This window comes from Streptomyces sp. NPDC018610, assembly GCF_044391765.1.
Taxonomy (GTDB): domain Bacteria; phylum Actinomycetota; class Actinomycetes; order Streptomycetales; family Streptomycetaceae; genus Streptomyces.
The window spans coordinates 209,983-228,827 of the sequence record NZ_JBISAL010000005.1 but is presented as its reverse complement, the minus strand read 5'-3'; the positions used below and the strand labels follow the sequence as shown (position 1 = coordinate 228,827).

The 18,845-nt window shown below is 75.7% G+C and carries 15 protein-coding genes; 11 read left to right on the top strand and 4 right to left on the bottom strand.

Features of this window, described 5'->3' with window-relative positions:
* A complete protein-coding gene (locus tag ACH5A8_RS15160; protein WP_399001912.1) occupies window positions 1-1,197 on the bottom strand; it encodes a glycosyltransferase in 1,197 nt (398 codons plus the stop codon).
* A 39-nt stretch (window positions 1,198-1,236) separates the two neighbouring features.
* Here ACH5A8_RS15160 and ACH5A8_RS15155 point away from each other — a divergent pair, with 39 nt between their 5' ends.
* Together ACH5A8_RS15155 and ACH5A8_RS15150 are read left to right on the top strand one after the other, a co-directional pair.
* Window positions 1,237-2,022: a glutamate racemase gene (locus ACH5A8_RS15155; RefSeq protein ID WP_399001910.1), complete on the top strand. Its 786-nt coding sequence runs from the start codon at window positions 1,237-1,239 to the stop codon at window positions 2,020-2,022.
* A gap of 56 nt (window positions 2,023-2,078) precedes the next feature.
* A complete protein-coding gene (locus tag ACH5A8_RS15150; protein WP_399001908.1) occupies window positions 2,079-2,618 on the top strand; it encodes a hypothetical protein in 540 nt (179 codons plus the stop codon).
* A 29-nt stretch (window positions 2,619-2,647) separates the two neighbouring features.
* Here ACH5A8_RS15150 and ACH5A8_RS15145 read toward each other — a convergent pair whose 3' ends face one another.
* A complete protein-coding gene (locus ACH5A8_RS15145; protein WP_399001906.1) occupies window positions 2,648-3,694 on the bottom strand; it encodes an O-antigen ligase family protein in 1,047 nt (348 codons plus the stop codon).
* 307 nt (window positions 3,695-4,001) lie between these two features.
* On the opposite strand from ACH5A8_RS15145, the gene lnt reads away from it, so the two are divergent.
* From lnt to ACH5A8_RS15100, 9 genes are all read left to right on the top strand, one after another.
* Window positions 4,002-5,612, top strand: a complete 1,611-nt coding sequence (gene lnt / locus ACH5A8_RS15140) for an apolipoprotein N-acyltransferase (protein WP_399001904.1) — start codon at window positions 4,002-4,004, stop codon at window positions 5,610-5,612.
* Window positions 5,613-5,821: 209 nt separating this feature from the next.
* Complete coding sequence (locus ACH5A8_RS15135) at window positions 5,822-6,301, top strand: NUDIX hydrolase (protein WP_399001902.1); 480 nt, start codon at window positions 5,822-5,824, stop codon at window positions 6,299-6,301.
* A gap of 54 nt (window positions 6,302-6,355) precedes the next feature.
* The gene (locus tag ACH5A8_RS15130) at window positions 6,356-7,156 is read left to right on the top strand and encodes a 3-hydroxybutyrate dehydrogenase (RefSeq protein ID WP_399001900.1); all 801 of its coding nucleotides are present in this window, start codon (window positions 6,356-6,358) and stop codon (window positions 7,154-7,156) included.
* Window positions 7,157-7,420: 264 nt separating this feature from the next.
* Window positions 7,421-8,542 carry a helix-turn-helix domain-containing protein gene (locus ACH5A8_RS15125; RefSeq protein WP_399001898.1) on the top strand — a complete coding sequence of 374 codons (1,122 nt, stop codon included), beginning with the start codon at window positions 7,421-7,423 and terminating at the stop codon, window positions 8,540-8,542.
* Window positions 8,543-8,913: 371 nt separating this feature from the next.
* A complete protein-coding gene (locus tag ACH5A8_RS15120; RefSeq protein WP_399001896.1) occupies window positions 8,914-11,658 on the top strand; it encodes an AAA family ATPase in 2,745 nt (914 codons plus the stop codon).
* 202 nt (window positions 11,659-11,860) lie between these two features.
* Window positions 11,861-13,111: an ABC transporter substrate-binding protein gene (locus ACH5A8_RS15115; RefSeq protein WP_399001894.1), complete on the top strand. Its 1,251-nt coding sequence runs from the start codon at window positions 11,861-11,863 to the stop codon at window positions 13,109-13,111.
* A complete protein-coding gene (locus ACH5A8_RS15110) occupies window positions 13,000-13,560 on the top strand; it encodes a carbohydrate ABC transporter permease (RefSeq protein ID WP_399001892.1) in 561 nt (186 codons plus the stop codon). The genes ACH5A8_RS15115 and ACH5A8_RS15110 overlap by 112 nt, the downstream gene beginning before the upstream one ends.
* An 11-nt stretch (window positions 13,561-13,571) precedes the next feature.
* Window positions 13,572-14,387: a carbohydrate ABC transporter permease gene (locus tag ACH5A8_RS15105; RefSeq protein ID WP_399001890.1), complete on the top strand. Its 816-nt coding sequence runs from the start codon at window positions 13,572-13,574 to the stop codon at window positions 14,385-14,387.
* Window positions 14,388-14,569: 182 nt separating this feature from the next.
* Entirely contained in the window at window positions 14,570-15,226 is a 657-nt protein-coding gene (locus tag ACH5A8_RS15100) for a TMEM175 family protein (RefSeq protein ID WP_399001888.1), read from the top strand.
* Here the strand turns inward: ACH5A8_RS15100 and ACH5A8_RS15095 are convergent.
* Both ACH5A8_RS15095 and ACH5A8_RS15090 read right to left on the bottom strand, forming a co-directional pair.
* Window positions 15,175-16,215: a helix-turn-helix domain-containing protein gene (locus ACH5A8_RS15095; RefSeq protein ID WP_399001886.1), complete on the bottom strand. Its 1,041-nt coding sequence runs from the start codon at window positions 16,213-16,215 to the stop codon at window positions 15,175-15,177. The genes ACH5A8_RS15100 and ACH5A8_RS15095 overlap by 52 nt on opposite strands.
* A gap of 337 nt (window positions 16,216-16,552) precedes the next feature.
* Window positions 16,553-18,844, bottom strand: a complete 2,292-nt coding sequence (locus ACH5A8_RS15090) for an ATP-binding protein (protein WP_399001885.1) — start codon at window positions 18,842-18,844, stop codon at window positions 16,553-16,555.
* Window position 18,845 lies beyond the last annotated feature (1 nt).

The window sequence follows — 18,845 nt, the reverse complement described above, 5'->3', positions numbered from 1 at the left end:
TCAGCCCTCCTCGGGCAGCGCGTCCGGGCGCGCGTAGGTGCGGCCCTTCCAGGCCGCGCCCCGGCCCCGGTAGTGCCGCACCGCCGAGTCCACTGTCATCAGCAGGTAGAGGAACGCGGTGAACGGCAGCAGCGGCGCGAGCCACAGCGGCTGGCGGTAGTAGCGCAGCATCGGCACGTACGTCGCCGTCATCACCAGCCAGGCCGCGCCGCCGGCGAGCGCCGCCGGGGTGCCGCCCGAGGCGAGGCCCGCCGCCAGCGCCGCCGGCGGCGCCAGGTACACCAGCGCCAGCCCGGCGACCGTGCCGAGTAGCAGCAGCGGGTTGTGCCGCAACTGCGCGTAGGCGCTGCGCGAGACCATCCGCCACAGGTCGCGAAGGCGCGGGTACGGACGCACGCTGTCCACCCGCTCGGCGAGCCCCAGCCAGATGTGCCCGCCGCCGCCCTTGACGGCCCGTGCGAGGGCCACGTCGTCGATCACCGCGTGCCGGATCGCGTCCGGGATCCGGGCCCGCACGGCGGTCCGGGAGCGCAGCAGCACACAGCCGCCGGCGGCCGCCGCGGTCCGCGCGCCCCGGCGGCCGATCCGGCGGAACGGGTACAGCTGCGCGAAGAAGTAGACGAAGGCCGGCACGACCAGCCGCTCCCACGGCGTCTCCACCCGCAGCCGGGCCATCTGCGAGACGACGTCGAAGCCGCCGGTGCGCGCCGCCGCGACCAGCCGGCGCAGGCTGTCGGGGGCGTGCGCGATGTCGGCGTCCGTCAGGAGCAGGTACTCGGGATCGCGCGCGCGAGCCAGGCCGATGCCGTGCCGCACGGCCCACAGCTTGCCGGTCCAGCCGGCGGGCGGCTCGCCCGGCGAGGCCACGGTCAGCGGCAGTCCGCCACGCCGCCCGAGCGCCCGGGCCAGCTCCCCGGTGCCGTCCGAGCTGCCGTCGTCGATCAGGAAGACCTCCGCGCGGCCCGGATAGTCCTGGGCGAGCAGCGAGGGGAGGCTCTCGCCGAGCACGCCGGCCTCGTCCCGCGCGGGCACCACGACGCACACGGCCGGCCAGCCGTCCGGCGGCGGATCCTCCCCGGGCGGCAGCCTGACGTCCGTGCGCCAGAAGAAGCCCTGGCCGAGCAGCAGCCACAGCCAGGCGGCGAGTGATCCCACGGCGGTCCACACGATCACGGTCACCCCGGCAGTCTGCCCCACCCGCGCGGCCCCTTCGAGGGGATCGTCTATCGTTGCGGGGTGAAGATCGCGCTCATGGACTCCGGAATCGGGCTGCTGGCGGCCACCGCCGCGGTGCGGCGTCTGCGACCCGACGCCGATCTCGTGCTCTCCCTGGACCCCGCCGGCATGCCCTGGGGGCCGCGCACTCCCGAGGACCTCACCGCGCGCGCCGTCGCCGTCGCCGAGGCCGCCGCGGCCCACGGGCCCGACGCCCTGATCGTCGGCTGCAACACCGCGACCGTGCACGCGCTGCCCGCCCTGCGCGAGCGCCTCGAACCGGACGTCCCGGTCATCGGCACGGTGCCCGCGATCAAGCCGGCCGCGGCCGGCGGCGGGCCCGTCGCCATCTGGGCCACGCCCGCCACCACCGGCAGCCCCTACCAGCGAAACCTCGTCCGCGACTTCGCCGAGGGCGTGCCGGTCACCGAAGTGCCCTGCTGGGGGCTGGCCGAGGCCGTCGAGCACGCGGACCAGGCGGCGATCGACGAGGCGGTCACCGCCGCCGCCGCGCTGACCCCCGAGGAAGTGACGACCGTCGTCCTGGGTTGCACCCACTACGAACTGGTCGCCGAGCGCATCAGGACCGCCGTGCAGCGGCCCGGTCGCCCGCCGCTGGTCCTGCACGGCTCGGCGGGCGCGGTCGCGGCCCAGGCGCTGCGCCGGATCGGCGCCCGGCCGGAGCCGGACGCCCCGGTCGAGGGCGCCGTGACCGTGCTGCTCAACGGCGTGGAAGGCCCGCTCCCCGCGCCGGCCCTGTCCTACGCCGAGGGCCGCCTCCTGCGGGCGGCCACCCCCGCCCGCTGACACGCGCCGTGTGCGACGCGCTACCCGCGCGGCGAAACCTTAGTAACCTCGTTGCCATGAGGGACCACTCCCGCAGCGAGACGGGCCCGCACACCGAGGTGTGGACGGGCCGGGCCACCAACCGGTTCCAGTGGCTGCTGGCGCCCGTGGGCGCCGCCTGTCTGGCGCTCGGCATCGAACTGGCGGTCGACTCGGCCTGGAGTTCCGGGGTGGCGCCCCTGGTGATGTCCGTCGTGGGCTGCATCGCGGCCGGACTGCTGGTCCTCTTCGGGACCCTCGCCTTCGTGCACGTCGCGGTGAGGGTCGACCGGGAGTCCCTGGAGGTGCGCTGCGGCCACATCGGCCTGCCGCGCCGCCGGATCCCCCTCGCCCATGTCGCGGGCGCCGAGTTCGCGCCGCACGTCACCCCGCGGCACTGGGGCGGCTGGGGCTATCGCTGGCGCCCCGAGAAGGGCACCGCGGTCGTCGTACGGCGAGGCGAGGGCATCGTGCTGCGCCTGTGGGACGGTCACACGTTCACGATCACCATCGACAACGCCGAGTCGGCCGTCCGCGTGATCAGGGCGCGGCTGCGCCCGGCCCCCGACCCCGCCTGACCGCCGCCGCGTCCGCGGACGGCCTCCCGTCAGGGCGTCAGACGGTCCCGCCGACGGCGCGGGCCGGCCGCCGCCCCGGGCGCCCCGTCGGCCACCGTCGGTCGTCCGTCGGCCATCGGTGGTCTCCCCTCGGTCATCGGGCGTGCGGTGGCCAGTCCGGCCAGCAGCCCCGCGCCCACCGGCACGGCCGTGAAACTCAGCGCGTCGCCGACCGTGGCGATCACCGCCAGCGCCGTCAGTGCCGCGCCCGCGCTCAACGCGACCGGGGTGGGCCGCGCGGTGCGCCACAGCGCGTACACCAGCCAGCCGTACGCCACCCCCAGCAGCAGCACGCCGATCAGCCCCTGTTCCGCCGCCTGCTGGAGCAGCGCCGAATGCGGCCTGCCGGCGAACTGCGGCGACCGCGCGGCCGTGGGGCTGAACTCGCCGAAGCGGCCCGGCCCCACCCCCAGTCCCGCGTTCCGGTGGACCAGGAGCAGCGCGTCCCGCCACAGAAGCACGCGGCGCCGGGTCAGCGGTCCCGCCGGCGCCCCGGCGAGCCCGCCGGGCAGCGTCCGCGCGGCGACGGCCCAGACCAGCCCGGCGACCGCGACCGGGGCGAGGGCGAGGCTGAGAAGGGCGGGACCCCGGCGGCGCACCCGGCCGGCGGCGAGCGAGCAGAGCAGCACCGCGCAGCAGCAGACGGCCCCGGCGCCGGAGCCGAGCGCGGCGGCGGTCACCGTGATCGCGACGGCCAGCGCGCGCAGCGCGAACCGCACCGCCCGGGCGGGCGCCGCCCAGGCGGCACAGCAGGCGCCGCCCACGGCCAGGGCCAGCACGCAGGCGGTCGCGCCGGCGTGTCCCAGCGGGTTCGTGGTCCCCGGCCCGGGCGCCGGACCGGGGACCGCCACCGCGAACGCCGTACCGGCGAGCGCCCCGGCGCAGGGCGCGGCGACCGGCAGCAGCGCGCCGCCGATGCGCCCCGCCGCGTGGCCGGCGGCCACGGCGAGCACCGCGAGCAGCACGCCCTCGGGACGGCCCTCGTGTGCCGCGCCGGTGATCAGCGACCAGGCCGCGCAGACGCCCAGCACCGCCACACCGGCCCCGTCGGAAACGTTTCTCCGCTCGCTGCCGGACGGTCTTCCGCCGCCCGCCCCGTCCGCGGACCCCACCTCGATGGACCGCACCCGTCGCCCCCCGGAACCCGGCCGCCCCCGACCCCTGCCCATGCCCCGGCGCGAGCGGCCGCGTAGGGCGGCCGGCCAGGGCTCCGGCACACCGTAGCGGCTGCCGACCGGAATGTGGACCGCTCGGACAGGACTCGACCGCGGCGGGGAGCGGGCCGCGGACGAGCCCCGCGGACCGTCCTGTGAGGGGCCCGGTCACCCGCCGTACACTCCCGGGGTGACCGTCACCGCAACTTCCGTCGACGAGTCGGACGGCCTGCGTCCGCAGTCCGCTCCGGCGCCGTGGAGCGCCAGGCTCGTCCGGCTCGCACCGGCCGTGACCGCGACGCTGGCCGGCCTCCTCCTCTACGTCAGCTTCCCGCCCCGCACCCTGTGGTGGCTGGCACCGCCCGCCTTCGCCGCCTTCGGCTGGGTGCTGCGCGGCCGGAGCCCGAAGGCGGCGCTCGGTCTCGGCTACCTCTTCGGCCTCGGCTTCCTGCTCCCGCTGCTGGTGTGGACCGGCGTCGAGGTCGGCCCCGTACCGTGGCTGGCCCTCGTCCTCATCGAGGCGCTCTTCGTCGCCCTGGTGGGCGCGGGCGTCGCCGCCGTCTCGAAGCTGCCCGGCGGGCCGGTGTGGGCGGCGGCCGTCTGGATCGCCGGCGAGGCGGCCCGCGCGCGCGTGCCCTTCCACGGCTTCCCCTGGGGCAAGGTCGCCTTCGGCCAGGCGGACGGGGTGTTCCTGCCGCTGGCCGCGGTGGGCGGCACACCGGTGCTCGGCTTCGCGGTCGTCCTGTGCGGCTTCGGCCTCGGCGAGGCGGTCCGCCTCGCCGTGGAGGGGCGGCGCACCCGTGTCCTGCGACGGTCGGCCGCCGCCGCGGCCCTGCTCGGCGTGGCCGTACCGGTGGTGGGCGCGCTGGCGGCCCGCACCCTGGTGAGCGACAAGGCCGAGGACGGCACCGCCACCGTCGCCCTCGTCCAGGGCAACGTGCCGCGCGAGGGCCTGGACTTCAACGCCCAGCGCCGCGCGGTCCTCGACTACCACGCGCGCGAGACGGCGCGGCTGGCGAAGGACGTGAAGGCCGGCAAGGCGCCCCGGCCCGACTTCGTGCTCTGGCCGGAGAACTCCTCCGACATCGACCCGCTCGAATACCCCGACGCGCGACTCGTCGTCGACCAGGCCGCCAAGACGATCGGCGTGCCCATCTCGATCGGCAGCGTCGTCGAGCGGGACGGCAGGCTGTGGAACGAGCAGATCCTGTGGGACCCGGTCAAGGGTCCCCTGCAGACGTACGACAAGCGGCAGATCCAGCCGTTCGGCGAGTACCTCCCGTTGCGCTCGCTGATCGGAGCGATCAACGAGAACTGGACCGCGATGGTCCGCCAGGACTTCAGCCGCGGCAGCGAGCCGGGCGTGTTCACCGTCGACGGCGCCAAGGTCGGCCTCGCGACCTGCTACGAGGCCGCCTTCGACTGGGCCGTGCGCGACACGGTCACCCACGGCGCGCAGATGATCTCCGTGCCGAGCAACAACGCCGCCTTCGACCGCAGTGAGATGACCTACCAGCAGCTCGCCATGAGCCGGATCCGCGCGGTCGAGCACAGCCGGGCCGTCACCGTCCCGGTGACCAGCGGCGTCAGCGCGATCATCATGCCGGACGGGCGGATCTCGCAGAAGACGGGCATGTTCGTGCCCGCCCATCTGGTCCAGAAGGTGCCGCTGCGCTCCTCGGAGACACCCGCCACCGAACTGGGCGTGCTGCCGGAGATCGCCCTGGTGCTGCTCGCCGCGGGCGGCCTGGGCTGGGCGATCGGGTCCGGCGTCCGCGGACGGCGCGCGGCGCGGGCCTGACCTGGGCCGGACGGCGGCCCCTGCCCGTCGGCTGCCCGAGCCGGGCGGTCGGCTCGGGTGCGCGCGGGCGGCGCGCCCGGCGGCCCGACCGCGGTCGGCCGCCCGCCCGCCGCCGGGCGGCCGTGACCGGGTCCACCGGGCGGCCGTGAACGTGGCCGCCGGGGCGGCCGTGACCGTGGCCGGAGCCGTGGCCCGTTAGGGTCGGCCGCATGGCCACTCCCGACTTCATCCGCACGATCCGGGCCTCCGCCGGCAACCAGCTGCTGTGGCTGCCCGGGGTCACCGCCATCGTCTTCGACGACGAGGGCCGCGTACTCCTCGGCCGCCGCTCCGACACCGGCAAGTGGTCGGTGATCGGCGGCATCCCCGACCCGGGCGAGCAGCCGGCCGCCTGTGCCGTCAGGGAGGTGTACGAGGAGACCGCGGTGCGCTGCGTGGCGGAGCGGCTGGTCCTCGCCCAGGCGCTGAAACCCGTCACCTACGCCAACGGGGACATCTGCCAGTACATGGACATCACCTTCCGCTGCCGCGCGGTCGGCGGCGAGGCGCGGGTCAATGACGACGAGTCGCTGGAGGTGGGCTGGTTCACGGTGGACGCGCTGCCCCGGCTCGACGAGTTCGGCCTGTTCCGGATCAAACAGGCCATGACCGACGAGCCCGCGTGGTTCGACCCCACGGAAATCGGCTGAGGCATGGGGCGTGCCCCCATGGGGCGGGGCGGTGGAGCTGCTTAGGGTCGGTCCATGACCCCGCCCCGTCCGCTCCCCGCCCCTCAGGCTCCCGCGCTCGACCTCGGCGGTCGCACCGCGCTCGTCACCGGCGCCGCCGGAGGCATCGGCCGCGCCTGCGCGCTCCGGCTGGCCGCCGCCGGGGCCGAGGTGAGAGCCGTCGACCGGGACGCGGCCGGCCTGGACGCGCTGACCGAGCGGTCCGCCCCGCTCCCGGGCGCCGTGCGTCCGTACGTGCTCGACCTCACCGACCTGGACGCCGCCGAGCGGGTGGCCGCCGGCGCGGACGTCCTGGTCAACAACGCCGGGATCCAGCTGGTGCGGCCCATCGAGGAGTTCCCGCCCGAGGTCTTCCACACCGTGCTGACCGTGATGCTCGAGGCGCCGTTCCGGCTCATCCGCGGCGCCCTGCCGCACATGTACGGCCAGGGGTGGGGCCGGATCGTCAACATCTCCTCGGTGCACGGCCTGCGCGCCTCCGCCTACAAGTCGGCGTACGTGGCGGCCAAGCACGGCCTGGAGGGCCTGTCCAAGACCGCCGCCCTCGAAGGCGCGGCGCACGGGGTCACCTCCAACTGCGTCAACCCGGCGTACGTGCGCACCCCCCTGGTCGAACGGCAGCTCGCCGACCAGGCCGAGGCCCACGGCATCCCCGAGGACCGTGTGCTCACCGAGGTGCTCCTGCAGGACAGCGCGGTCAAACGCCTGATCGAACCGGAGGAGGTCGCGGAGGCCGTGGCGTACCTGTGCGGCCCGCAGGCGTCCGCCGTGACCGGTACCTCGCTCGTCCTCGACGGCGGCTGGACCGCCCACTGAGCCGTTCCGCGCCCGCCGCACCGCCCCCGGCCGGCCCCCCGGGCTCCGCGCCCGCCGCCTTCCCGTCCCGCTCCGCCCGGCACGGCGAACGGCCCGACGGCCCCATGCTCCGGATCTCGCGTGTTCACGCGATGCGCAGGCACACCCGCACTCGGCACGGTGGAGCGAGAGCACAGAGGCCGAAGGGTGGAGATCATGTCGCCGGAGTCATCCGTACCGGAACCGGGAAGGGGGACGTCCCGTCCCCGGCCCGCCGGGGAGCCGGTGTCCGCCCGGCGCGCGCGGGAGGCCTGGCGCGCGGTCCTGTCCCGGACGTTCGACGCCGTCGACCTCGCCGACCTGGACGAGACAGGTCCGCGGACCGTCCGGTCCGTCCGGCTCGGGCATCTGCGGGTCGTCACCGCCGAGGGCGGCCCGCTGAGCGTGCGGCGGACCTCCGGGCTGATCGCCCGGCGCGACGACGGGCGCCTGCTCGTCCTGTTCCTGACCCAGGGGCTCGCCGCGGTCGAACAGGACGGACACGAGGCGCCGCTGCGGCCGGGCGAGATCGTCTTCTGCGATCTGACCCGACCGCTCCGGCTGGAGTTCGCCCGCGCCTCCCGGGTGAACTGCCTCGTCGTGCCGCGACTGCTCCTCGGACTCGGCGAGGACGAACTGCGCCGGCTGACGGCGGCGCCCGGGCCTCCCGACACCGTGCCGGGCGCGCTGCTGGCTCCGCTGGTGACCCGGCTCGTCGACACGGCGGAGACGTACGCGACGGCCACCGCGGAGGCCCTGGCCCGCAACGTGGTCGACCTCCTCGGAGTCCTGGCCGAGGAACGGCTCCACCGGCAGGCGGACGACACGGGGCGCCCGGCGCGCGTGTGGCTGCCGCGGATCCAGGTCTTCATCGACGAGCACCTCACCGATCCGGACCTGACCCCGGAGTCCATAGCCCGCGCCCACCGGATCTCCGTGCGCTACCTGCACCGGCTCTTCCAGGCGGAGGGCGTCACCGTCTCCCGGTGGATCCAGCGCCGCCGGCTGCGGGAGTGCAGACGCGAGCTGGCGCACCAGGCCGCCTCGGACCGGACCATCGCCGCGGTGGCCCGCCGGTGGGGCTTCGCCAGCGCCGCCCATTTCAGCCGGGTGTTCCGGGCCGCGTACGGGATGTCTCCGGCCGAATGGCGGGATTCCGGGACGAGGACGCTCGGCCCGGCCCCGATTCCGACCTCGCCCCCGGCCCCGGCCCCCACCCCGACCTCGCCCCCGGCCCCGGCCCCGGCTCCGAGTCCGACGCGGAAGACGGCCGGAACCGCCACGGCCCTGCGGCCCCGCCGCCCCGCCCCACCCCCGGCCGACCGGCGCCCCCGCCTCGGCGACGAGGCGGGAGACACGGCGGCGTGACGGTGCCCGTCGCGCCCGCCGTCCCGGCGCGGAGCGCGCCGCCTCCGGTCCCCGCGGCCCGGCACGGCGCGCACGCGCCCGTCGCGATGCGGCCTCGCGCCGCGTGACCCCACCTGCCCGCGGGCGCCCTGCCGCCGCCCGAGCGCCCGGCGCTCGCTGTGTGCCAGGTGGCCCATGCCGCCGCCCCACCCTCCGGGCCGGGTGTGCCGACGTCCGGGCGGGCTTGCGATAGTGGTCCCCGATGCGTCGTGTGCGTCCGCCGGAGTGCCCTTGGGCGTCGGCCGCCGGCGCTCGACGGTGACGGCTGAGTCGCCGGTCGGTACGGGTCGAGCCGGAGTCCGGCCGGCGCGTGCGGACAGGGAGGGTCGCGAGTGGCGAGGGCAGGCGGGTCGCTGTCCCGGAGCGGTCTGCGCGGCAGGGAGAAGGAACTGGCGCGCCTGCGGACGCTGGTCGCCACGGTGGCCCGGTCCGCGAGCGGCGCGCTGACCCTGATCCAGGGGGAGCCCGGGATCGGCAAGAGCACGCTGCTCGCCGAGGTCGTCGCCGGGGCCGGGGCGGCCGGGTTCTCGGTGGGCGTCGGCAGGGCCGACGAACTGCACGACATCGTGCCGCTCTCGTCGCTGGCGGGCTGCGTCCTGCACGGCGATCAGCCACTGCTGTCCGGCGACGCCGTCGCCGAACTCGCCCGCAACCACGACCAGCGCATCTGGCTGGTCGAACGCCTCGCGGAGGCGATCGAGGCCAGGGCCGGCCGCGCACCCGTGCTCATCGCCCTCGACGACGTGCAGTGGGCCGACCCGCTGAGCCGGTTCGCCCTCAAGCAGCTCCCGGCACGCCTGCGGACCTCGCCGGTGCTGTGGTTGCTGACCGGGCGGCTGGGACCCGCCGGCCCGGCGGAGGAGATCGTCGCGGCCGCGACGGGCGAACTGCCGACGGTCACGGTACGACTCGGGCCCCTGTCCGGTGACGCCATCGGCCAACTGGCCGACGACACCCTGGGCCCGGCCGTCGACGAGCGCGTGCGCGACCTGCTCGACGGCGCCGGCGGGAACCCGTTCCTGGCGGTCGAGATGCTCGCCGGGCTGCGGGCCGTCGGCGCCTCGGGCACGCCCGTGCACCCGAGGCTCGTCGTCGGCGTGCGCGCACGGCTCAACTCCCTGCGACCCGCCACCCTGCGCTTCCTGCGGATGGGAGCGGTCCTGGGACGCCGGTTCGGCTTCCCCGAGGTCGCCGCGCTCTGCGGCCGGACGCCCACCGAGCTCGTCGCACCGCTCGAAGAGGCGGTGCGCGCCGGGCTGCTGGAGGACGACGGCGACCGACTGGTGTTCCGGCACGACCTGCTGCGCCAGGCGGTCTACGTCGACATCCCGCCGTCGGCCCGCAAGGCGCTGCACCGGGAGGCTGCAGGCCACCTCCTCGCCGCGGGCCGGCGCCCCATCGACGCGGTGCCGCACATCCTCAAGGGCGCCCAGGTGGGCGACGAGGAGGCGGTGCTGCTGCTGCGGCGGGCCGCCGACGACATCCTGCCGGTCACACCGGGACTCGCGGCCGACCTGATGACGCGCGCCATGGAACTGGTGCCGCCCGGCAGGCCGTCGGGCTTCGCGGTGGGGGAGCAGGCCATCACCGTTCTGACCCGGGCCGGACGGAACCGGCAGGCTCTGTCGGTCGGTGACGGCCTGCTGGCCCAGCGGCCGGCTCCAAAGGCGTACGGCCGGCTCCAGGCGGCCCTCGGCGGAACGCTGTGGAACATGGACCTCGCCGACGAGCTGCGCCGCCGGACCGAGACCGCCCTCGCGGTCGGAGGCGCCGACCCCGAGGTCGCGGCGCGGCTGGCCGCCCTGCGCGCGCTGGCCCTGTCCCGGGGCGAGGACCTCACCGCGGCGCGCGTGGCGGGCGAGAGCGCGCTGCGCGCCGCCGTCGCGATCGGCGACCGGGAGGCGCACGTCCTGGCCCTGTCCGCGCTCGGCGAGAGTGCGCTCAACGCGGGACGGAACGCCGCCGCGCTGGAGCGCTTCGCCGCGCTCAGCGCGGTCGATCCCGCCTTCCTGCCCGAAGAGATCGTCGCCTGCCAGCACCTGGACGACTTCCGGGCCGGCGAGCGGCTGCTGCTGCGGGCGGCGGACAACGCCGCCTCGCCCCGTCAGCCGATGCTGCTGTGGGCCCAGGCCCAGCAGCACCTGGGACTGGGCAGACTCGACGACGCCGAGGCCGGCTTCGCGACCATGGAGCGCCTGGAGGAGGACGTACAGGTCCCCGTCCAGCAGGTGAACTCCCGCGTGATCCGCTCCCGGATCGCCCTGCTGCGCGGCGAGCGCGAAGCGGCGCGGCAGCACCTGACCGCGGCGCGGGAACGGCTGGCGGTCAAACCGAACCCGGGGAACACGGCCGCCGTGCGCTTCCTGGAAGCCGTGCACGCCGAGGCCGACGGGGACCCGGCGCTCGCCGTGGAGAGGATCCGGCAGGTGCAGCGGGAGGGGATGTTCATGCGCTGGCGCCTGCTGCGCGACTGGGTCGACGCGGCGGTGCGCATGGCCCTGCGCGGCGGTGACCAGGACCTGGCGGAGGACCTGGCCGAGCAGGCCGCCGCCCACGCCGGACGCAACCCGGCCGTGCCCACCGCGGCCGGCGTCGCGGCGCACGCCCTCGGGCTGGCGCGGGACGACGTCGCCCTGCTGGAACGCGCGGTGGCCCTGCTCGGGCCGAGCCCCCGCCCCCTCGTCCGGGCCGCCGCCGGCGCGGATCTGGGCCGCGCGCTCCTGGCGGCGGGCCGCGGGCCGCGGGCCGTGACCGCTCTGACCGAGGCTCACGCCCTGTTCGAGGAGTCGGGCGCCCACGCCGCGGCGGCACACGTGCGGCACGACCTGGACCGGGCGGGGGCCGGCGGCCGGGGGGCGCCGGCCACGCGGCCCGTCCAGGGCTGGGCGGCGCTGACGGTCTCGGAGCGGAAGGTGGCACGTCTGGTCGCCGAGGGCCACACCAACCGGTCGGCCGCCGGGGTGCTCTTCGTCTCCCCGCACACGGTCAACACCCACCTCACCTCCGTCTTCCGCAAGTTGTCGGTCAACTCCCGCGTGCAGCTCGCCAACCTGGTCATGGCCCGGCCCGCCGACTGACCGCCTACGGAGGCGCGTTCCCCCCGGGGCCCCGCCGCACCGGCCGTGCGGGCGACGGCCGGCCGGCTCCGCCGGGCGGACCGGGCGGCAGGCGCGGGACGGAGCGCCGGTTAGGCTGACCTGGTCGTCACGGGACCCTCGGGCTCGTCCTCCACCTCCCGGGACCGGCATTCACCACAGATGTCACTCGGGAACAGACGCCATGACCTCACTGCTCGGCCCGTCGGCGCGGCGCGTCGCGGCCGCCCTGGGCGCCGCCGCTCTGACGCTGGTCGCCGCCGGCTGCGGGGCCGGCGCCGCGGGCGGGGCCGGCCCGGGCGCGGACGGCTCCGTCACCGTGCTCGACTACTACACCGACGAGACCGAACACGCCCAGTGGAGCCGGTGGCTCGACGACTGCGCCACGACCGTCGGGGTGACGGTCGAGCACCGCAGCGTTCCGGGGCCGTCGCTCGTCCCCAAGGTCCTGCGGCAGGCGTCGTCGCGGACCCTCCCCGACCTGCTGATGCTCGACAACCCCGACCTCCAGCAGATCGCCCGGACCGGCGCCCTGACCCCGCTGGACGAGTACCACGTCGACGTCGGCGGCTTCGCCGAGGGCATCCTGTCGACCGGCACCTACAAGGGGAAGGTGTACGGGCTGGCGCCCACCGTCAGCACGACCGTCCTCTTCTACAACAAGGACATGCTCTCCCGGGCCGGGGTCGCCGTGCCGAAGACCTGGGACGAGCTCAAGTCGGCGGCGGCCCGGCTGACGCGCCCGGGCCGCTACGGCATGGCGGTCGACGCCGACGCCACCTTCGAGGGCAGCTGGCAGTACCTCCCCTTCCTGTGGTCCAACGGCGGGGACGAGAAGCACCTGGACACCCCGCAGGCCGCTCAGGCGCTCCAGTTGTGGGTCGACCTCGTGAAGAGCGGGTCCATGTCGCGGTCGGTGCTCAACTGGAACCAGGCCGACCTCCACGACCAGTTCGTCGCCGGCCGGACGGCCATGATGATCAACGGCCCCTGGCGGATCCCCGCCATGAACGAGGCCGAGGACCTGCACTGGGGCGTGGCGCCCGTCCCCGTGCCGCACGCCGGACAGAGACCCGTCACACCGCTGGGCGGCGAGGTGTGGACGCTCCCGCGCAGCGGCTCCAAGGCCCGGCAGGAGAAGGCCGCACGGATCCTCGCGTGCCTGAACGACCCCGCGCACATGCTCGACCAGGCCGAGCAGCGGTTCACCGTGCCGTCCCGCACCGCGGTGGCCGCGCGGTACGCCGAACGCGTCCCGTCCATGGCCGCCTTCGTCGAAAGCGCCGAGAGCGCCCGCGCCCGGACCGGCGAACTCGGGGTCGAGTGGCCCGCGGCGGCGAGCGCGATGTACACCGCGATCCAGTCGGCGCTGACGGGCGAGCGGACACCGGCCGAGGCGTTGAAGCGTGCGCAGCGCACCGCGGCCGGCTCCTGACCGCGCCCCGCCGTCCCGGACCGAGGCGGCGAAGGCGGAGAAGAGCAACGGCGGCGCGCCGCTCGGGGGTCGGCGTCCCCTTCAACACCACGATCCTCTACAGCGGGCTCCAGGACATCCCCGCGGAGATCCACGAGGCGGCGCGGCTGGACGGCGCCGGGCCGGTGGCCGCCTTCCGCCATGTCACCTGGCCCCTGCTGCGGCCCGTGGCCGGCGTCGTGCTGGTGCTGGGCGCGGTCTACACGCTCAGGGCCCTGGACGTCGTCCTCGTGCTGACCGGCGGGGGACCGGCCGGCGCCACCGAGACCCTCGCCACCCGGGCCTACGAACTGTCCTTCCGCCAGTTCGCGTTCGGCGAGGGCGCCGCGATGGGCAACGTGCTGATCGTCCTCTCGCTCGCCTTCGCGCTCCTGCACCTCCGCGCCGTCCGGCGCGCCCGCGACACCTGAGAGCGGAACCGGTGAAACGCACACCCCGCCGCACCTGGCCGTCCACCGTCATCGGGATCCTCCTGCTGGCGGTGATGCTGTTCCCCGTCTACTGGATGGTCGACGCCTCCCTGCAGCCGACGGGAAACGCCCTGCGGGCGGGCTGGTTCCCCTCCCACCCGGACCTCAGCGGCTACGCCACCGCCCTGCGCGACCAGGGACGCAACCTCGTCACCAGTCTCGTCGTGGCCCTCGGCAGCGTCGTGTTCAGCCTCGCGCTCGCCGTCCCCGCCGCCTACGCACTGGCCCGGTTCACCCTCCGGGGCGCCGACCTGGTGCTCCTCGGCGTCCTGGTCGCGCAGACCGTCCCGGGCATCGCCGTGGCCGACGCGCTCTACAGCGCCTACGGCGACCTGGGACTCGTCGACTCCCGCCTCGGGCTGATCCTCGCCGACTCCACCGCCGGTGTCCCCTTCGCGATCATCATCCTGCGGTCGTCCATGCGGAACATCCCGCGGGAGATCATCGAGGCCGCGCGCGTGGACGGCGCCGGGCGGCTGCGCGTCCTGGGCCGTGTGGTCCTCCCGTTGAGCGTGAACACCTTGGTCACCGCGGCGGTCTTCACCTTCCTGTTCAGCTGGAGCGACTTCCTCTTCGCCCTCACGCTGACCACCACCGGGGACGTGCAGCCGGTCACCCTGGGCATCTACCAGTACCTGGGCGCCCACACCGACCGGTGGAACGCCGTCATGGCCACCGCCGTCCTCGCCTCGATCCCCTCGGCCGTGCTGCTCGCCCTCGCGCAACGTCACATCACCGCCGGCGCCACGGACGGGGCCGTCACATGAGCCCGCGGAGCGCCACGAGCCCGCCGGGCCCACGGCCGCACGTGTGAGAGCCGCCGACGGGACCGTGTGCTCCGTCCGCGCCCTCTTCTTGTCCGGGAGCGCACTCCGCCCCCTGGCCCATGACGCCACGAGGGGGACCGCACGGATACTTGTGCCCCGAACCGCGTACTCCAGGAGCCAGTTTGTCCCCCACCCGGCCCCGCAAGTTCTCCCGTTCCGAGACCACCCGGGCCGAGGCCTTCAGCGACGGGGTGTTCGCCATCGCCGTCACGCTGCTGGTCCTCAACCTCGCCGACCCGCCGCACAGACCGGGCGGCCTCGGCCGCGCCCTGCTGGCCCAGTGGCCGGCCTACCTCGGCTACCTGGCCTCCTTCGGCTACGTGGCGGTGATCTGGCTCAACCACCACCAGGCCTTCGTCCGCATCCGGACCATGGACCGCGGCCTGCATGCGGCCAACCTGTTCCTCCTGCTCACCACGGGGGCGCTCTCCTTCCCCACCGCGGTGGTCGCGGACGCGCTGCAGGCCGACCTCACGGACGCCGACGCACGCGTCGCCGTCGCCCTCTACGCCGGCCTCGCCGCGACGATGTGCCTGAGCTGGGTGGCCCTCTACCGGCAGCTCGCCCGCCGGCCCGAGCTGCTGCACCCCGACGTGGAGGACGCCTACGTACGGCACGGGCGGATCCGCTCGTGGACGGGAGCGCTCGCCTACACGGCCGCCGGGCTTCTCGGGGTGTTCGTCGCGCCGCTGCTGGCGATCGCGGTCTTCGTCGCCCTGCCCGTCTTCTACTTCGTCACCAGCGAAGGGCTGCCCGAAGCGCGGGACGGCTCCTCCTGAGCGACCGCCGCCGTCGAGGAGGCCCGGGCGTCCGGCGAGGCGCGCAGCCGGCGCCATTCGAGCGGGGAGCGGCCGTAGGAGGTGCGGAAGACCCGGCTGAAGTGCGCCGGGCTGACGAACCCCCATCGCTGGGCCACCGCGGACACGGTCGGGGCGTTCGCGCCGCCGCGCGCCAGTTCGCGGGCGCTCTCCTCCAGCCGGCGCCGCTGGATGAGCCGGTGGACGGTGACGCCCTCGTCCTCGAAGACGCGGTGCAGATAGCGCACGGAGATGTGGAGCGACGCCGCGACCGCCTGGGGGGAGAGGGCCGGGTCGGCCAGGTTGCGGTCGATGTGGTCGCGGATGCGCCGCACCAGCTGCCGACGCGCGCCGTCCGGCCCCGCCTCGTCACCGGGCCCGGTGCGCTCGGCCACGAGCGTGGCGAAGAAGTCGACGACGGTGGCGGCCAGTTTCCCGGCGACGGCCGGGGCACACGTGTGCGCCGAGGCGACCAGGGTGGCCAGGAAGGGCATCAGCACCGAGCCGATGCCGTCCGAGGTGTCGACGACGGTGCCGGTGATCCGGCGGAGCCGCTCGTCCGGCAGACCGATCGCCCGACGCGGCAGGTGCACGACACGGGCGGAGAACCGTTCGGGGAAGTCCAGGGAGTACGGGCGGGCGGTGTCGTACACGACGATGTCCCGCTCGCCGACGGCGGTGTGCCGGCCGTCCTGGACGAGGGCCGCGGTGCCCCGCATCTGGAGGGCCACGGCCACGAAGGACTCGGGGGAGCGCGCGATGTGCGCCGCGGTGCGGCTCGTGCGCTGCGCGTCCGCCTCGACGGAACAGACCCTGACGTATCCGAGCCGGCCGGCGGCGACCCGGCCGGCGAACGGTCCGCCGCCCCGCGGTGTGACGGCCATCGGCACCAGCGCCTTGCTCACCGCGGCGCGCCAGTAGCCGAGTTTCTCCTCGTCGGGGACGGAATCCGTCGTCAGCACCAGGCTCACCTGGCTCTCCTCTCCACCCGTGCGGTACCGGCGGAGACCTGGAGCCGCTGCACGCGCGGACCGGCCAGGTGTGAACGGCGGCAGCGCCGTCCCGTTCCCCGCCACGGTCAGCCAATCAGTGGGCCCGCCCGTTGCTCCAGGCAGGAAATGGGCAGAAAGCGCAGGTCAACAGGCGCGCCTTCCGGCTGTGCGCCGACGGAACAGGACAGTGCGCTGGAGGGACAGGCCGCGCACGGCGCCACGGCCTACCGTGAGGGGCATCGCCCCACGGCGTGCGGTGCGGGGACGGGACGCGCGGCGGACGGCGACCGGCCGGGTGTGCCGCGCGGGCGGGCGCTCAGTCCGTGTCCAGGCGGGCGAGCCGTTCGCGGGCCTCGGCGACGCACCGGGGGTCGGCGTCCGGACCGAGGGCGAGGCAGCCGGCCAGTGCCTCGCGCGCCTCCGCCGTCCTCCCGGCGGCCAGCAGGGCCTCGCCCAGATGGATGAGGTGGCGGCTCTCCAGCGCGGTGTTGCCGCCGGCGCGGCACAGGTCGAGGGCGATCCGCAGGTGGGACACGGCCTCGTCCCACCGGCCCAGCCGCGTGCAGCTCGTGCCGATGCCCCCGTGCACGCCGAGCCGGGTCATCCCGGCGGCGTGCGGTTCGATGCCGGCGCCCGCCTCCTCCAGCCAGGTCAGCATGGACCGGTAGGCCACGATGGCCTCCTCGTGGCGGTCCTGTCCTCCCAGCAGCAGCGCGCGGGTGTGCATGCACTGCAGGAGGCCGTGGAGGTCACCGGCGGCCTCGAACAGAAGGGCGGCCCGCTCGTTGTGGGCGACCCCCCGCTCGGGCCGGTCGAGGAGGCGGTGGGCCCAGGCGGTGTAGTGGTGGGCCCAGGCCTGCTGTTCGAGGTCGCCCGAGCGTTCGGCGGCGGCCAGGGCCTGCTCGGACCTGACGAGACCGTCCCGCGGGCGGCCCTCGCACAGCAGCAGGGACCAGGCGTGGTAGTTGAGCTGGGTCGCCTCCAGGAGCGGATCCCCGAGGGCCCGTGCGGAGCGGGCGGCGGTGTCGAATATCTCGTGCCAGTGCCCCCAGAAGATCCACTGGTCGGAGAACCAGTGCAGGGACTCGGCCACCTCCACCACCGTGGTGTGCTCGCCCGCCGCGGCGGCGGCACGCAGCGCGGCCAGCCAGTTGGTCCCCTCGGCCTGCAGCCACGCGCGCGCCCGGTCGGCGCTGGACAGATCGACCGTGCCCTGCCAGGACGCCGGCGGGGCCCCGTGGTCCGGCTCGTACCAGCGGCCCGCCACGACGGCCGTCTCCAGCAGCCACCGGTACATGCTCGCCCGTGCCCCGTCGGCCTTCGCGGCCCCCTCCTCCGCCGCCAGCCGGGCGCGGGCGTACAGGCACAGCAGGTCGTGCAGGCGGTAGCGGTCGCGGTCCGTGCCGAGCAGCCCGGTCTCGACCAGCTCCTCCAGGGTGTCCTCGGCGTCGAACAGCTCCTGGCCGGTCAGCCGGGCCGCGCAGGCGGCGCTCACGTCCGGCCCCGGCACCAGCGACAGCCGCCGGAACATGCGCGCGGCGGGAGGGGTGAGCTGACGGTACGACAGGTCGAAGGCGGCCGCCACCCGGACGTCACCGGCGGACAGCACGTCCAGTCGCCGTTCCTCCAGGGCGAGGCGGTCGGCCAGCCGGCGCACCGTCCAGCCGGTGCGGGTCGCCAGCCAGTTGCCGGCCACCCGCAGCGCGAGCGGCAGACGCCCGCAGCGCCGGGCGACGTCGGCGAGGGCCGCGGGATCGGCCGCGGCGCGCTCGGTGCCGACGAGCGAGGAGAGGAACGCGGTGGCCTCCTCGAAGCCCAGCTCGCCCAGCGGCATCCGGTGCACGCTCTCCAGGCCCGTCAGCATCCGCCGGCTGGTCACCACGACCATGCCCGCGCCGGTCCCGGGCAGCAGCGGGCGCACCTGGGCCTCGTCCCGGGCATTGTCGAGGACCAGCAGGCTCCGCCGCTCGGCCAGCAGCTGCCGGTACAGCCCGGGGTGACCCTCCGGCCCCGCCTTCGCGAGGTCGCGGTCGGGCACGCCGAAGGCCTTGAGCACGAGGAGCAGCAGCTCGGCCGGTGCGGGCGGGCTCTCGTCGGTGCCGCGCAGGTCCAGCACCAGCTGGCCGTCCGGGAAGCGGTCGGCCAACCGGCGGCCGGCGTGCAGCGCGAGTGTGGTCTTCCCGGTGCCGGGGGGCCCGGAGACGGCCACCACGACCGGGTGCGCCGTCCCGCCACCGCCGCTTCCGTGGGACGGGGCGCGGGCGGCGGTGCGCTCGGCGAGTTCGGTGAGCCGCTCCAGCTCGCGGGCCCGGCCGACGAAGTCGTCGACGCCGCGGGGGAAGGCGCGTACCCCCGCCGGGCGGTAGGCCGGGCTCCGTCCGCTCCTGGCGGAGGCCAGGAGACGTTCCCGCTCGGCCTCGTCGAGCCCGAGGCCGTCAGCGAGCGCGGCCACGGTGCGCCGCTGCGGGGCCGCCCGCCGGCCCCGCTCCAGGTCCCCGACGCCCCTGACGCTGACGCCCGACGCCTCGGAGAGGCCCTCGATCGTCAGCGATCTGGCGATCCTGAGTTCCCGAAGCAGCGCTCCGAACGCCTCCTGCCCGCCGGCCAAC